The organism is Nonomuraea sp. NPDC049158, assembly GCF_040648335.1.
Lineage (GTDB): Bacteria > Actinomycetota > Actinomycetes > Streptosporangiales > Streptosporangiaceae > Nonomuraea.
Map to the genome: position 1 here is coordinate 1 of NZ_JBEZDM010000009.1, position 14,653 is coordinate 14,653.

The 14,653-nt window shown below is 68.0% G+C and carries 11 protein-coding genes; 6 read left to right on the forward strand and 5 right to left on the reverse strand.

What is annotated here, in order from left to right; genetic code table 11:
• Positions 1 to 459 (forward strand): cellulose binding domain-containing protein (locus AB0B61_RS20560; protein ID WP_358433925.1); only part of this gene is annotated, 459 nt, incomplete at its 5' end.
• A gap of 33 nt (positions 460 to 492) precedes the next feature.
• Complete coding sequence (locus tag AB0B61_RS20565) at positions 493 to 1,920, forward strand: non-reducing end alpha-L-arabinofuranosidase family hydrolase (RefSeq protein ID WP_358433928.1); 1,428 nt, start codon at positions 493 to 495, stop codon at positions 1,918 to 1,920.
• A 146-nt stretch (positions 1,921 to 2,066) separates the two neighbouring features.
• On the opposite strand, the gene AB0B61_RS20570 is transcribed toward AB0B61_RS20565, so the two are convergent.
• Positions 2,067 to 4,040, reverse strand: coding sequence for a right-handed parallel beta-helix repeat-containing protein (locus AB0B61_RS20570; RefSeq protein ID WP_358433931.1), 1,974 nt, complete (start codon positions 4,038 to 4,040; stop codon positions 2,067 to 2,069).
• 493 nt (positions 4,041 to 4,533) lie between these two features.
• Here AB0B61_RS20570 and AB0B61_RS20575 point away from each other — a divergent pair, with 493 nt between their 5' ends.
• Together AB0B61_RS20575 and AB0B61_RS20580 are read left to right on the forward strand one after the other, a co-directional pair.
• Positions 4,534 to 4,905, forward strand: a complete 372-nt coding sequence (locus AB0B61_RS20575; protein WP_358433934.1) for a hypothetical protein — start codon at positions 4,534 to 4,536, stop codon at positions 4,903 to 4,905.
• A 491-nt stretch (positions 4,906 to 5,396) separates the two neighbouring features.
• On the forward strand, positions 5,397 to 6,509 hold the full coding sequence (locus tag AB0B61_RS20580; protein ID WP_358433937.1) for a hypothetical protein: 1,113 nt from the start codon (positions 5,397 to 5,399) through the stop codon (positions 6,507 to 6,509).
• A gap of 197 nt (positions 6,510 to 6,706) precedes the next feature.
• On the opposite strand, the gene AB0B61_RS20585 is transcribed toward AB0B61_RS20580, so the two are convergent.
• Positions 6,707 to 7,030: a hypothetical protein gene (locus AB0B61_RS20585; protein ID WP_358433940.1), complete on the reverse strand. Its 324-nt coding sequence runs from the start codon at positions 7,028 to 7,030 to the stop codon at positions 6,707 to 6,709.
• Positions 7,031 to 7,068: 38 nt separating this feature from the next.
• Between AB0B61_RS20585 and AB0B61_RS20590 the strand changes: the two genes are divergently transcribed.
• Complete coding sequence (locus tag AB0B61_RS20590) at positions 7,069 to 10,551, forward strand: serine/threonine-protein kinase (protein WP_358433943.1); 3,483 nt, start codon at positions 7,069 to 7,071, stop codon at positions 10,549 to 10,551.
• A 73-nt stretch (positions 10,552 to 10,624) separates the two neighbouring features.
• Here the strand turns inward: AB0B61_RS20590 and AB0B61_RS20595 are convergent, their stop codons facing one another.
• The 3 genes from AB0B61_RS20595 to AB0B61_RS20605 all read right to left on the reverse strand — a co-directional run bounded on the left by AB0B61_RS20595 (position 10,625) and on the right by AB0B61_RS20605 (position 12,312).
• Entirely contained in the window at positions 10,625 to 11,134 is a 510-nt protein-coding gene (locus tag AB0B61_RS20595; RefSeq protein ID WP_358433945.1) for a hypothetical protein, read from the reverse strand.
• A gap of 73 nt (positions 11,135 to 11,207) precedes the next feature.
• Entirely contained in the window at positions 11,208 to 11,537 is a 330-nt protein-coding gene (locus tag AB0B61_RS20600) for a hypothetical protein (protein ID WP_358433947.1), read from the reverse strand.
• 181 nt (positions 11,538 to 11,718) lie between these two features.
• The gene (locus AB0B61_RS20605) at positions 11,719 to 12,312 is read right to left on the reverse strand and encodes a TetR/AcrR family transcriptional regulator (protein ID WP_358433950.1); all 594 of its coding nucleotides are present in this window, start codon (positions 12,310 to 12,312) and stop codon (positions 11,719 to 11,721) included.
• Positions 12,313 to 12,431: 119 nt separating this feature from the next.
• Between AB0B61_RS20605 and AB0B61_RS20610 the strand changes: the two genes are divergently transcribed.
• On the forward strand, positions 12,432 to 14,648 hold the full coding sequence (locus AB0B61_RS20610; RefSeq protein WP_358433953.1) for an MMPL family transporter: 2,217 nt from the start codon (positions 12,432 to 12,434) through the stop codon (positions 14,646 to 14,648).
• Positions 14,649 to 14,653 lie beyond the last annotated feature (5 nt).

Consider the following 14,653-nt stretch of genomic DNA (forward strand, 5'->3'; position numbering starts at 1 on the left):
GTACGCGACCAGGACTCCTGGCGGTCGGGTGACACCCCGCTGCTGTTCAACGGCGCCAACAAGAAGCCCGCCTACGACGCGGTCCTCAACGCCCTGAACGCCGCCTCGCCGGGCCCCGACCCCACTCCGACACCGACCCCGACGCCCACTCCGACACCGGTCCCGGACGGGTGCGCGGCGACGATCACGACGACCAACAGCTGGCAGGGCGGCTTCCAGTCGACGGTGACCGTCCAGGCGGGCGGCGCGGCGATCAGCGCGTGGACCGTGCGGTGGACCTGGCCCGGCGGGCAGAGCATCAGCAGCCTGTGGAACGGTCAGCAGAGCGTGTCCGGCTCCAGCGTCACCGTACGCAACGCCGCCTATAACGGCTCCATCGCGGCCGGCGGCTCCACGACCTTCGGGTTCACCGCGAACGGCACCGCGGCCACCCCGACCGCTACCTGCACCAGCCCCTGACGGGGACCGGACATGATGATGAGGAGAATACAGATGCGTCTGCCCTGGCCAGCGCACCCCTCCGCTGCCACGGCCGCGGCGCCGCCCCGGCGGGTCTCGCGCCGCGGCCTGGCGATCGGCGCCATCGCGGTCCTGCTGGCCGGAGCCGGCCTGCTGACCACACAGCCCGCCCAGGCCGCCGTGGCCTGCCGGGTCGACTACACCGTCAGTTCGAGCTGGCAGGGTGGCTTCGGTGCCGCCGTCACCATCAACAACCTCGGTGACGCGGTCGACGGCTGGCGGCTGACCTGGTCCTTCGGCGCCGGCCAGCAGATCACCCAGATCTGGAACGCCACCCAGACCCAGTCCGGCTCGTCGGTGACCGCCACCAACGTCGCCTACAACGCCTCCATCCCCTCCGGCGGCAGCACCACCTTCGGGTTCAACGGCTCGTGGAACGGCAGCAACCCGGTGCCCACCTCGTTCGCCCTGAACGGCGTGACCTGCGGCGACCCCGGCACTCCCACCCCCACACCGACTCCGACGCCCACACCGACGCCGACGCCGACCGGCACGTGCGCTCTTCCATCGACGTACCGCTGGACATCGACGGGCCAGCTGGCGAACCCGAAGTCGGGATGGGTCTCGCTCAAGGACTTCACCAACGTCGTCTACAACGGCAGGCATCTCGTCTATGCGACGACGCACGACACGGGGACGAAGTGGGGTTCGATGAACTTCGGCCTCTTCACCAACTGGTCTGACATGGCCTCGGCCGGCCAGAACACGATGTCCTTCTCCACTGTCGCGCCGACGCTCTTCTACTTCGCCCCGAAGAACATCTGGGTGCTCACCTACCAGTGGGGTGGGACCGCTTTCTCCTACCGGACGTCGAGCGACCCCACTAATCCGAATGGCTGGTCAGCGCAGCAGGTGCTCTTCTCCGGCAGCATCTCCGGCTCCAGCACAGGACCCATCGACCAGACACTCATCGGTGACAGCACGAACATGTATCTGTTCTTCGCCGGGGACAACGGCAAGATCTACCGGGCCACTATGCCCATCGGAAATTTCCCGGGCAGTTTTGGCGCGACATCGACGACGATCATGAGCGACACGACGAACAATCTGTTCGAAGGCGTTCAGGTCTACCAGCTCCAGGGCCAGAACCGATACCTCATGCTCGTCGAGGCGATGGGCTCGCAGGGTCGCTACTTCCGCTCGTTCACGGCCACCAGTCTGGGCGGTTCGTGGACACCGCAAGCCGCGACCGAGGGCAATCCCTTCGCCGGCAAGGCCAACAGCGGCGCCACCTGGACCAACGACATCAGCCACGGCGATCTGGTTCGCACCAACCCCGATCAGACCATGACCGTTGATCCCTGCAATCTGCAGTTGCTCTACCAGGGACGTGCCCCCAGCTCGGGCGGCGACTACGGTCTCCTGCCCTACCGGCCGGGTGTGCTGACACTGCAGCGCTAATGGCATGACGCGGGTCCGGCTCAGGTGTTCCTGACAGAGAGCGGCTGCGACACGGAGGTCCGTGTCGCAGCCGCTCTTTAGCGCGTAGCGTGCCAGGAAGACGGGCGAAGCGCCGTCACCGGGCTGATGTTCTTCAGGTCTTTCGCTCAAGCATTCCCGGGACGGATGGCCACATCATCAATCTGGAACGCGGGCCCGGCGGTGCTCGCGTTCCAGACGAAGGTCCAGTCGACACGGGTCGTGCCCGCGGGCGCGGTGAACGTGCCGGCCGCTTCGGTCCAGGCGGTCTTCTGGGCCAGGGAGATGGCGTCGGTACGCAGCACCGTGCCGGACTCGTCGCGCCACCGCACGTTCCACGTGACGGCGGGCATGGTCGCCACCGCCTCCCGATACCACAGCGACACGTGGTAGCTCGTACCGGCGACCACACCGCTGTAGCCGGGGAAGTTGTCAAGCGCCACCGCGCTGCCGCCCGACTGGGTGCTGGTCATCTGCAGCGAGCCCGTGCCACCATGCGCGCCGCCGGTCTGGTGCGCGACGCTGGACCCGTACCACGGGGCGTAGGGCGAGGTCGTCGAGCCGGACTCGAAGTCCTGCTCGGTGATCGCCGGCGGGACGGGCGTGCCGCCGTCGAACGTGCTGCCGGCGTCCTGGCCGTACTGGGGGCCGACCCACTGGCCGGGCGCGATGCGAGTGCCCATGTCGGTGACCCTGAACTGCCACGGTCCTGTGTAGGTGTTGTCGTGCCAGGAGTTGTTCGACCCGTGGACGATCGACTGCTGGATCACGGCGCCCTTGTACGGGGACCAGTCCGGGTACGTGCCCCAGTTGGACAGCAAGGCCATGTGCCCGCAGTACTGTGTCGGGCAGCCGCCGTTGACGGCACTGGGGTTGAAGGCGAACGTGTTGTGGTGGACGTCGACGTTCTTCGTCCACCAGCGGCAGTTGGTGTAGAGCGGCTCGCCGGCGATGGCGGGAGCCGAGCACTGTGAGGTGTTGGTCGGCCCGACGATCAGCGTGCAGTCGCCGGTCGTCGAGGCTGGGCTGTTGCAGAACCGGTCGGCGTTCGCCCACGCGGTGATCCCGCCCCAGTTGTTCTCGAGTCGGTTGCCGGTGATCTCGATCTTGCTGGTCCGCGCTTGCACGCGGGGCTCACCATCCGCCTCGGACAGGTAGATCGCCGCTTCGGGGAACGGGTCGCCCTTCGCTGCCCGCTCGGCACCGGAGGCCCAGGCGTTGCCGCGGATGGTGTTGTTGCGGATCACGGCGTTGTAGCTGATCTCGTAGAAGATCGCGAGCGACTCGTTGTCCTCGATGAGGTTGTCCTCGATGAGGAAGTCGTTGTTGTTGGTGTCCGCCCAGACCCCCGGCCCGTGGTTGCCGTGGATCCAGTTGCCGGTCACGTCGGCGCCGTTAACCGCCCAGAACTTCATGCCACCGGTACATCCGCACCCAGGTTCCTGGTGCTCCCAGTCCTCGGTGTTGTTGCCGGTGAACTCGTTGTCCGCCACAACCAGGCCGGTGATGGTGTTGCCGGCCTTATAGGCGTTCAGGCCGTACTGTCCGTTGTCCTTGAGGCAGTTGCCACGGATCTTGTTCGTGGCCCCGGCCATCAGCCCCGCGCCGGTGTTGTCGCGGATCGTGTTGTGCTCCACGACCCAGCCGTCACCGGAGTCGTGATTGACCACACCCTGATCGCGGGGCGCGACGAATCCGGTGATGGTCAGGTACTGGATCGTGACGCCGGTCGCCTGCTGAGTGAACGCGTACCGGTTCAGCCCCTGCCCGTCCAGTACCGCGCCGGGCGCGCCGATGAACGTCGCGCCGTTGCCGGGCATGATCTGGGAGTACTGGTCGGTGCCCAGCTTGTGCGTGCCGGTCTGGAAGTAGTACGTGGTGTTCGCCTTGCGTAAGTCCACGCCGCTGTTGTCGCCCGCAGGCACCACGACCGCGCCGGCGGGCGGTGTGGTCGGGCCGTTCAGCGACGAGCTGCCGCAGACCGCTGCCGTCGCCGTCGTCGAATTGGTTGCCTTACCGACCGCGTCACCACTCGCCGGCGTCGCGCCGCCCATGACAACCGTGGCGAGGGCCATCAGCGCCAGTGGCCAGGTTCTTCGCATTCCTGTTCTCCTCTGGATTTTCGGCCAGCCTTAACTGCATTTGACTGCTGGCCGTCGCCACTGTAGCCAGCTCGCGCCTACCCCTCAGATCGAACTCTGAAAATGGCCTGCGGGCCGATGTCGGCGTCCTGTGGATCAAGGACGGCGATAGACATCACGTCCCTGAGATGTCCTCCTCCCGTGGCGCACACATCCGCAGGTCAGGCGTGGATGAGGGACGGCAGGGACAGCGGAGACTGAGGTCTTCGGCTTCCGGCCGTATCCGCAACTTCCGGGACCTGACCTTCCACCGGCCGAACGCCCCAACTGGCCTCATGGTCGGTTCTACCCGTATCTCGGCTGGACCCGGGGCTGGCCTGCGCCCCGTCCCCATGCCGGTCCCCTCAACGAATCCTCAACAAGTTCTCAACATCGTCCGGCGCACCATGTGGATCGCCAGCTGGTCAACAGGACAAAGGGGGGCAACATGCGATTCGGGACCAGGACGGTTGGAATGCTGGTTACGACCGGCGCGATCATGGCGGCGACACTCGTGAACGGGCCGGCCGCGTCGGCCACCCCGTCTCCATGCGCCGTGTACGACGACTCCATCTCCAACCTGGACGGCGGCTACGGCGTGATGAAGGGCTCCTACAGCCTCAAGAAGGGGCCCTACATGGACCGGTGCGGGAGCGTGACCAGGCTCGGCAGGGGGCGGGTGATCTACTTCCACTGCTGGGTACGGAACCGACACGGCAACCTCTGGGCCTATGGCCGAGTGAAGGGGACGAGCAAGTACGGGTGGATGTCGATCGACAACTTCCGTACCATCCGTCACTCGAACTACGAGACGTGCAGGCCGAACGCCGATCGCGATCACACATAGAAGAACTCCTCGTGAGAATCAAGAACCAGTGTGGCGTGATCGCTTGAGCGATCGTCGGATTTGCTGTTGTCAGCAGGTGGTTCGGCCATTGCGGAAAGCGGCACAGGTGCGCTTTCCCGACCGACGCTGCAACCTCGCCCCTATTTCAGAGCCACTCGCTTTCATCGGCGACTTGATGAGATGGCGACACTGCCGGGTTCATCGAGTGGCGTTGAAAATCGAGTGGCGTTGAAAGAGGGTGCCTCCGGCGGGGACTCCGGATCAAGGGTGCCCATCTATTGGCGCCCGATACGTTCCGTTTTTATGGAAGGATTCGCGTGAATCGGCCCAGGCGCGTAATCGTGGCAGTGGTGGCCGCAGGTCTTCTCACCTCCTGCGGAGGAGGTGCGGGAAGCGATGACTCGGGAAAGTCGCACGGGCCCCGGACCGGCACGCCGACGCCGTCCTCGTCCGCCTCCCCTGAGCGTGTCGCGCCGAAGACACAGCTGTCGGTGCCCAGCCTCTATGACACCTCCCGCGGCTGGGAGTCGGACCTGCCGGGGGACCAGCTCACCCTGCCGCACTCCGGGGCGGTCGCCGTCTTCCGGCAGGGCGGCAAGAACGACGGCACCTTCACCGTGCTCGATGTGACCAGCGGCCAAAGTCTGTGGAAGAGCGAGGTGAAGGGCCCCGGCCTGATGTCAGCGCTCTCGGTCACCGTGCAGGGAAAGGACTACCTGGTCGCCACCGCGTCCGGCTTTCAGGGCGCGGACGTGGTCAGCAAGGGCCGGCAGGTCACGACGATCGACATCTTCCCGGCCCGTGCCGCTGGAGACGGCGTCAAGCCGGCTCACCATCTCGAACTGGACGGCGAGGGTGCGGTCACCAACGGCGGTGGCGGACTGCTGGTGCAACTGGACAACGACGTGGTGGTGACCGTGGATCCGGCCACCGGCACGACGAAGACGTACGACCTGAGGAAGATGAAACCCCCAGCCAGCGAGTGCAAGCTGTGTTTCGCCTCGACCAAGGCCGTAGCGGTCACCCCTCGCGGGCCGTTGCTGGCTACCAACACCCAGCCCCGCCGCCACTACTGGGTGCCGGGAGCCTGGTCAGGCGGAACTCTCACCACCGACAGCGACCACCAGCTCTTCATCGCCCCGGTCAAGGACTCCCTCGTCGCGCAGTGGCGCGATGAAGGCGTGCCCAACGACACGTGGGCCGTCCTGGACCCCGCCACGGGAAAGGCTCGCGCCAAGGTCGACTGCGCGCCGGATCAGGGCGTGACGGCCGACGACTCCAAGGGGGCCTCCCTGTCTGCCGACGGCCGCTATCTCGTCCGCGGCCACACGGCCTTCGACTTGGACAAAGGCACCGGCCACTGCTTCGAGGAGACCGACCGCGACAAGCCAGTCCATCTGACCGGTGTGACCGATGGCGGCGTCGCCTTCGGCATCGGCGCCTCGGCTGCCGACCAGGCCGACCCGCGGGTCACCATCGACCTCGCCACAGGCCAGGTCCAGCTCGGCAACTACGTCGTGGCTCCCTTCGGCGACTACTCCGGATACGGTCTGTTCTGGGAAGACTCCACGAACACCATGGTCGCCTATCCACACGCCAAGTGACCTCACGCGTAGGAGCCCGGTCGCGCTCGCCGCGCACGCGAAGGAGCAGCCCGTGAACGAACTGGTTGACGTCATCGCCACGTGGTTCGACGGCCGTTCGACCACGAGCATGCTGGTGTGGGGCCGTGTCGGGAAGGTCATGTTGTACTTCGCCGCGCTGTCTATCGTGTTGGACCTTCTCGACCCCGAAAAGGGCATTACCGCCCACGCTCGCCAAGGCAGCGTGGTGGGCTGTAGGGGGCGTTCTCGAGATGCTTCTCGGCGCGCTTCTGCATCGCACTCGGCCGCTGCATCTGTTCCGCTGGGCGGCGTTCGCTCTGGTGCTTGTCGGCGGACCGCTCGACATGCTCGCCGCATGATGCGTGCGGCTGACACAGGATGGAGAGGCCTGATTCGGGTTCGATGAGGACGCCCTGGCCGACCGCGCGTACGCTCTCGGCGTGCTTGGGCTCCACGCCGGTGTTCAGCACCCGGTTGATGTCCTTGACCTTCAGCCCATCCGGAGTTTCCCGAAATGGCACGCTCAATAGCTCCTCTCACCCCATCCGACCCGCGGCGTTTGGGGCGTTACTGGCTGGCCGGCCGGCTGGGCGCGGGCGGCCAAGGCGTCGTCTACGAGGGCTACGGGGAGGCGGGAGAGCGGGTCGCGATCAAGGTCCCCAGGTACGACAGCGCCGAATCACGCGCCAGACTCGCGACGGAGGCGGCGGCGGCCCAGCAGGTGGCCTCGTTCTGCACCGCCAAGGTGATCGAGGCACAGGTCAATTCGGCGCCGCTGTACATCGTCAGCGAGTTCGTGCCAGGGCCGAGCCTGCGGCGGGTGGTGGCGGAGTCGGGGTCGTACGAGAAGGACGCGCTGCGCCGGCTGGCGATCGGGGTGGCGACCGCGCTGACCGCCATCCACCAGTGCGGGATTGTGCATCGCGATCTCAAGCCGGACAACATCATCATGGGGCCGGACGGACCACGCCTGATCGATTTCGGTGTGGCCCGTGAGGTGGGGCCGACGACGAGCGGGCCGATCATGGGCACGCCCGGATACATGCCGCCGGAGGTGTTCTCGGGGCGGGGCGCGAGCGAGGCGGCCGACCTGTGGGCGTGGGCGATGGTGGTGCTGTTCGCGGCCCGGGGCAAGGACGTGATCGAGGAGGGGGATCCGGCCGCCGTCATTGGGCGGGTGATGGAGTTCGAACCGGACGCGTACGGCCTGCCTGAACCCCTGAATGCGCTGGTGGCCGCGGCGCTTGCCCGGGATCCCACGAGGCGGCCGGCCGCCGGGGAGGTGCTGCTGCGGCTGCTGGGCCATGGCGGTGAGGAGCCGCTCGGCCGCGGCGATGACCTGCTCGAACGCGGCCTTACGCAGGCGGGTGCACTGACCGGACGGCCCGAGCCCGATCTGGGCGCGATCGCGGAGGAGCTCTACGGTGAGCTGACCGAGGCCGAGCGTGCGACCGCGCCCGAGGTGTTCCTGCGGATGATCGACGGCGACGAACTCCGGCCCGTCGGCAGGGACGAGCTGCCGGACTCGCCGGCCGTGGACGCGATGCTCACCGTGTTCGGCGCCGCGGGCCTGGTCACGCGGTCCGGTGCCGCGTACGAACTGGCCACACCCGGGCTCCTGCACGCCTGGCCCCGGCTGCGCGATTGGGTGGCGGGCAACCGCGAAGGGCTGCCCGTCCACCGGCGACTCGCCGAGGCGGCCGCGCTGTGGAACGAGCACGGCAGAAGACCGGCCGACCTGCTGCACGGCTCGGCACTCGACCGGACGCTGCAGTGGGCCGCCACCGCGCACAAGGACCTCACGCTGCGACGGCGCGAACGCGAGTTCCTCGACGAGGCGGTGAGCCTGGCCCGTACGAGGGCGAGGAGACGCCGTCTGGTCGCGGCGACCCTGGCCGTACTGCTCGTGGTCGCGCTCGGCGGGCTCGGCACCGCGGAGTACCTGCGCAGGGAGTCGAGCCGCCAGCGCGACGACGCGCTGGCGCGGGAGCTCGCGCTGCGAGCCGCCGACCTGCGGCAGAGCGATCCTCAGGTCGCGAAGCTGCTGAGCGTGGCCGGCTGGCGGTTGAGCCCGGAGTTGCCGGAGACCCGCGGCGCGCTCTACGGCTCGCTCTCTCAGACCGCGGTCTCCGTCTTCCTCGACCCTGACTACACGGCCGCGACCGCGCAGAACCTCAGCCAGGACGGCCGCCTGCTCGTGTCCGTGGACGGCGGGACGGCCAGGATCTGGGACGTCACCGTCCAACGACGGATCGGCGTGCTGTCCGGGGTGAGCGCGGACGTGCTCCAAGCCGCGCTCGCCCCCGACGGGCACACCCTGGCCCTCCTCGACCACGAGGGAGTACGGCTGTGGGACACGCGCACCGGAAGACCGCTCGGCGCCCCCATCGCCCGTCAAGGCAGGCGATCGGGTGGCGGCACACTGAGCTTCGACGGCTCCGGCCGCTACCTCGCCATCCCCTGGGGAGCGAAAGCCCTGCCCGAATGGTGGGATGTCGCCAAGCGTAAGGAGCTCACCGCGCCCTCGGGGGCCGTGCTCAACGCGATCAGCCGGGATGGCCGCTTCGGCTACGTGGTGAAGGGCCATGACGCGGAGTTGTGGGACCTGCGCCGGGGCAAGAGGACGCCGATCGCGCCCGAGCCGGACACGGGCGTCATCAACCAGACCACCTTCAGCGACGACGGCAAGATGATGATGACCACGGAACTTCTGAATTCGGAAGAGAGGACCAGGATCCGTATGTTCGAGCTGCCGTCCGGCGAGGGAGTGATGGGCCAGGTGGGCGGGGCGGGCCCGGAAGGCGGGGTAGGCCCGGAGGCCGGTTTCGTCTTCGGCGATGCTTTCATCGCGAACTGGGGCGGCCGGGAGCAGCTGACCTTTCAGCGGCGCTCCACCTATGGCATCGGGTACAGCCAGGCCATGCTCGACTCCTATGAAACGGTGTACAGCCAGGCCATGCCCGCCTTCGTCGGCGGGCTCCGCTTCGACCTCGCCGACCGGGCCGTCCGCTATCTGGACGAACATGGCGCCGTCCACACCGAGGACGTCTCGATGGTGTTCGACCGGCCGATCGGCGGCGGCAGCGAGAGCGGGAACGTACGGCTGGCCCCCTCCACGCGCGTGCTGGCCGCGATCTGGGAGGACCGGATAGAGGCCAGGGACACGGCGACGGGCCGCGCTTTGCTGAAATTGATCAGCCGGTCGGGCGGTGGCGGCGCGACCGCCTTCAGCCCCGCCGGCCGCCGGCTCGCCCTGGCCGCCGACGACACGGTCCACATCGTCGATCTGACCGGGTCTAAGGTGTCGGCCCGGCTCAAGCTGGGGGGCGGCGTCGAGCAGGGCACCCAAGCGCTGGCGTTCAGTCCGGACGGACGCGCGCTGGCCGTGTCGCGCTCTGGGGAGCGCGGTCGCGTCGAACTGTGGGACCTCGAACGCGGATCTCGACGAGCGGAGACCGGGACGGGAGCGAAAGACCTCGCCTTCCGCCCCGACGGACGGCTGCTCGTGACCGGAAACCCGCTCCAGCTCATCGATCCGGAGAAGGGCGCCACCCTGCCTCCCGAACAGGGCACCGGGCAGCTCGCCGGCGCCTTCGCCTTCAGCCCGGACGGCCGGCAGGTGGCCTTCTCCGGGCCCGGCCGGCTCACTCTGTGGGACGGCGACGTCAGGACCAGAATCGCCGAGTTCCCCGCGGTGCCGGGCAGCGAGGTCACCATGCTGGCCTGGTCGCCTGATGGGCGCACGATCGCGACGTACGAGAAGGGCTTGCGCGTACGTCTCTGGGACGTGCCGAGCCGGCGACCGCTGGGCGTCGTCTTCGACGGCAAGCAGGCGGCGGACGGCGCCGACGGCGGGTGGGTGGCATTCTCCGCGGACGGCACGAAACTCCACACCGCCGCTCCCGACGGCACGATCCGTGTGTTCGACGTGGACGAGCGGCACGTGGCCGCGACCCTGTGCGTGCGCGCCGGTCGTACGCTCACCGCCAGTGAATGGTCCCGCCACCTGCCTGGCATCGAACCATTCACGATGTGCCCCTAGCTAGTAGGGCCTTGGTGAGCCCCTCCGTTCTGTTTCCACGACCTTGGATCGTGACGGACGCGCGAGCGCAAAACTAGCCGAAGGCCCTTCGGGGTACTGTGGCGCTCACCGTGGTGCCATTTCCTTGTACGCCATTGACGGTGAGGCGGCCGCCTATTCCTGCCAGCTCGACCCGTCTGCCACCCAGGCTGGCCCCATACGCCTTGGCCGACGTGCCGAGGCCGTCATCGCTGACGGTCAAGCGCAGCCCGGCGGGAGCCACGGTGAGGGCAATGGAGACGGTACGGGCCTGTGCCTGCTGTTCCACTTCCTGCAGAACGTCACGGATCGTGCCATGGACGATCTCGGTGATGAGAGCGGGAAGCGGTTGTTTCGGCAGAGCCCATATCTCCACGGTGATCCCGGTCTGCAGCGACCATTCCGCCAGGTGATCTTCCAGAGCATGCGAGGTGGCCCTGCGACTGCCTGATTCAGAGTTATTGATCATCTGCTTCTTCCACTTCTGGGCAATAAGTCGAGTACGCCTGATCAGGCCCGTTCGGCGGGCAGTCGCGGGTGAAGGACGGCGGCCGAAGATTCGCACGAACGACGCCCAGCACTTGCCATGAGGGCGAGGACTGCGAGGAGGTATGGCACGCTGCTCTACGCGATTCGGCCTAGCGGACCATCTTGAGCCCGGTGTGCCAGACGTACCCGTGTCCCCCGCCGCCCAGGTTCCAGACTTCGGTCCACTTCCAGGTGGGCTTGTTGTCCCAGCAGTAGCCGTGGAACTTGGTGCCCTTCTTGGCCACCCGGTAGCCGGAGCTGAGGCTCTTGCGCTTGTGCACCTTGACCGCCCACTTCGCCTGGACGACGCAGGGCCACAGAGCGGCCGAGGCCTTGGTGGCGCCTTCGGTGGCGCTGGTGGCGTGCGCTGAGGAGACCAGCACGCCGGAGGTGAGCGCGGCCGCCACGGTCAGTGTGGCGATCTTTCCTACGGATCTCATGTCCGGAAATGTAGGTTTACGGGTGTTGAGGATATGTTGAGAATCCGTCGAGCTTCCTGGACTGGGCCGCACGCCAGAGGGAGACGCCGTCTACACATCCCACTCGGCGTTCGCTAAGCCACCACGTCCTATGCACTCATCGTGACAAGATAGCCACGACTAGTCACCCAGGAAGCAGCCCTTAGTTCAGGTAGCGCACGAGCATGTGCTTGAGCTCGTCCACGAGCTCGGCGCTCCGCTCGGGCGACTCGGTGGTGATCATAGGCATCACCGCCTTCACCATCGACAACACCATCGTGCCCATGAGCAGGGCCCGGTGCTCGGACAGTCCCGGCCGCAGGCGGCGCAGCATGCCCGCGATCTGCCCGGCGATGTCCTCGTGCAGCCGCTGCGAGGCCGCGGCGAACCTGTCGCCCGTGGCCGAGCCGTAGAGCAGCGACCAGTACGCCGGTGAGCGGCTCTTGAACCGCACGCTCTCGTCCACGAGCTGCCCCACCAGCAGCTCCAGTGGGACGTCCGGGGTGACCTCGGCCAGCCTGGCGGCCCAGAACTCCTGGCGGTCGTCGGTGTAGCGGGACACCAGCCCGTCCAGGATCTCCTCCTTGTTGCGGAAGAACTGATACAGCGAGCCCGGCGACATCCCCGCCCGCGCGGCGACCTGGTTCGTCGTCATGTCCGGGTACCCGACCTCGGCGATCACCAGTTCAGCGGCGTCGAGGATCTCCGCCATGCGCTTCAGACCCCTCGCCTGTCGGCGGACCGTGCGTTCAGCCATGCGGCACCTCGTTGACAAATGCGAGCATTTACTTGTATTTCTGGTTCGGAACAGCAAACACGAGTAGTTTACCGAGTTTTGATCGGAGACCCCATGCGAACCGCCCCGGGACTCACGCGATGACGGTCAGCACGCGGCCCCGCCCCGTCCACGCGGCCACCGCGGAGCCGCCGCTGCGCAGGCTCGGCTACTTTCTGGTCCGCCGCCGCCGTCTTGTCCTGACGCTGGCCCTGCTCGGCCTGATCGCGGCCGGAGTGCTCGCCGCGGGCGCGGTGCCCCGGCTGTCGCTGGCCAGGTTCGAAGCCCCAGGCTCGGAGTCCGACCGGGCGCAGGCCGAGCTGGTCAAGCGGTTCGACACCGGCAACCCCGACATGATCTTCCTGGTGACCGCCAAGAGCGGGACGGTGGACGCTCCGGCGGTCGAGGCCGCGGGCAGGGAGCTGACCGCCCGGATCGGGAGCGAGGCCGACGTCGCCGAGGCGGACTCGTACTGGACCCGCGGCAGACCCGCCACGATGCGCAGCGAGGATGGTAGGCACGCGCTCATCGTGGTCCGCATCCCGGGGGACGCCGACCACGTGCGGACACAGGTGCTGCCCAAGCTCGTCCCCGAGATCACCCGGGGCACGGACCTGCTGCAGGTGCGGGCCGGGGGAGGGGAGGAGGTCTTCCGTGAGACCGTGCCGCTGGCCAGGCAGGACTTCGTCCGGGCCGAGCTGGTCATCTTCCCGCTGGCGTTCGTGCTGCTCTGGCTCTACCAGCGGCGCGCGATGGCTGCCTTGGTGCCGATCCTGGCCGGCCTGTTCGCGATGATGATCGGCCTCGCGCTGCTCCGTGGCGTCCTTACGTTTACCGAAATTTCGACGTTCGCCCTGAATCTTACGCTGGCCATGGGGCTCGGCCTCGGCATCGACTACTGCCTCTTCGTGATCCAGCGCTTCCGCGAGGAGACGCGGGGCGGCAAGGACCGGGCGGCGGCCGTCGCGGGGGCGGTCGAGCACGCCGGCCGGACCGTGCTGTTCAGCGGCCTGACCGTGGCCACGTCGCTGGCCGTGCTGTTCGCGTTGCCGTTCGACTTCCTGCGCTCCTTCGCGTACTCGGGCATCGCCGTCGTCATCGGCGGCCTGGTCGCGGCCGTGCTGGTGCTGCCCGCCGTACTCGCCTCCATCGGCGGCACGATGCTGCCCAGACGGGAGCGGCCGGAGCGGGCGACGGGGTTCTGGCACGGGCTGGCCACCCGCGTGATGCGCCGGCCGCTGGTGTTCGGCGGCCTGGCGACCGTGCTGCTGCTGGTGCTGGCCTCGCCCTTCCTGGGCCTGCGCTTCGGCGTGGCCGACGACCGCATCCTGCCCCTGGAGGCGTCCTCCCGGCAGACGCAGGAGGTCGTGCGTCAGTCGTTCCCCGCCGAGGAGACCGACGCCATCCAGCTGATCTCGCGCGAGGCGGTGACGGCGGACGTCACGGCGTACGCGACGAGCCTGTCCCGGCTGCCCGGCGTGGCCCAGGTGGACTCTGCCGCCGGGTCGTTCGCCGGCGGGCAGCAGGTGGGTGACGGGGACCCGTCCAGGTTCCAGGGCGAGGGCACGTGGCTGTCGGTGGTCCCGTCGGCCGCGGCCCTGGCCGACGACCCCGTGCGGCTCGTCCAGGCCGTACGCGCGGTGCCGCCGCCCTTCGAGGTGCTGGTCGGCGGCTATCCCGCCGAGCTGTCCGACTACCGGGCCTCGGTGGTGGACCGGCTGCCGCTGGTGCTCGCGCTCATGCTGGGCGTGACATTCGTGGTCCTGTTCCTCATGACGCGCAGCCTGATCATCCCGATCAAGGCGACCCTGCTGAACGTCCTCAGCCTCGGCGTCATGTTCGGCGCCATCGTCTGGATCTTCCAGGACGGCAACCTGTCGGGTCTCCTCGGCTTCACCCCGACGGGCACGCTCGACCCCAGCATCCCCATCCTCATGCTCTGTGTGGCCTACGGCCTGTCGATGGACTACGAGGTGTTTCTGCTGTCGCGGATCAAGGAGGAGTACGACAGGACCGGCGACACCGAGCAGGCGGTGGCCGCCGGCCTGCAGCGGGGCGCTCCGCTGATCACCGCGGCCGGCGGCATCCTGGCGCTCACCTTCGCCGCCTACGCCACCGCGCAGGTGATGTTCGTGCAGATGCTGGGCATCGGCATGGCGGTGGCCGTGCTGGTGGACGCGACCGTGATCAGGGCGGTACTGGTGCCGAGCCTCATGCGCCTGGCCGGACCGCTCAACTGGTGGCCTGGAGGTCACGCGTCCACGGTCCACCGCGCGATCGAGTGTGCTGCGGCCGCGACGCCGGGATCGGCACGCTGACTCCG

Coding starts and splice junctions, on each gene's coding strand:
- AB0B61_RS20605 (WP_358433950.1), bottom strand. CDS start 12,312: ATGGCTGAACGCACGGTCCGCCGACAGGCGAGGGGTCTGAAGCGCATG.
- AB0B61_RS20565 (WP_358433928.1), top strand. CDS start 493: ATGCGTCTGCCCTGGCCAGCGCACCCCTCCGCTGCCACGGCCGCGGCG.
- AB0B61_RS20575 (WP_358433934.1), top strand. CDS start 4,534: ATGCTGGTTACGACCGGCGCGATCATGGCGGCGACACTCGTGAACGGG.
- AB0B61_RS20600 (WP_358433947.1), bottom strand. CDS start 11,537: ATGAGATCCGTAGGAAAGATCGCCACACTGACCGTGGCGGCCGCGCTC.
- AB0B61_RS20610 (WP_358433953.1), top strand. CDS start 12,432: ATGACGGTCAGCACGCGGCCCCGCCCCGTCCACGCGGCCACCGCGGAG.
- AB0B61_RS20570 (WP_358433931.1), bottom strand. CDS start 4,040: ATGCGAAGAACCTGGCCACTGGCGCTGATGGCCCTCGCCACGGTTGTC.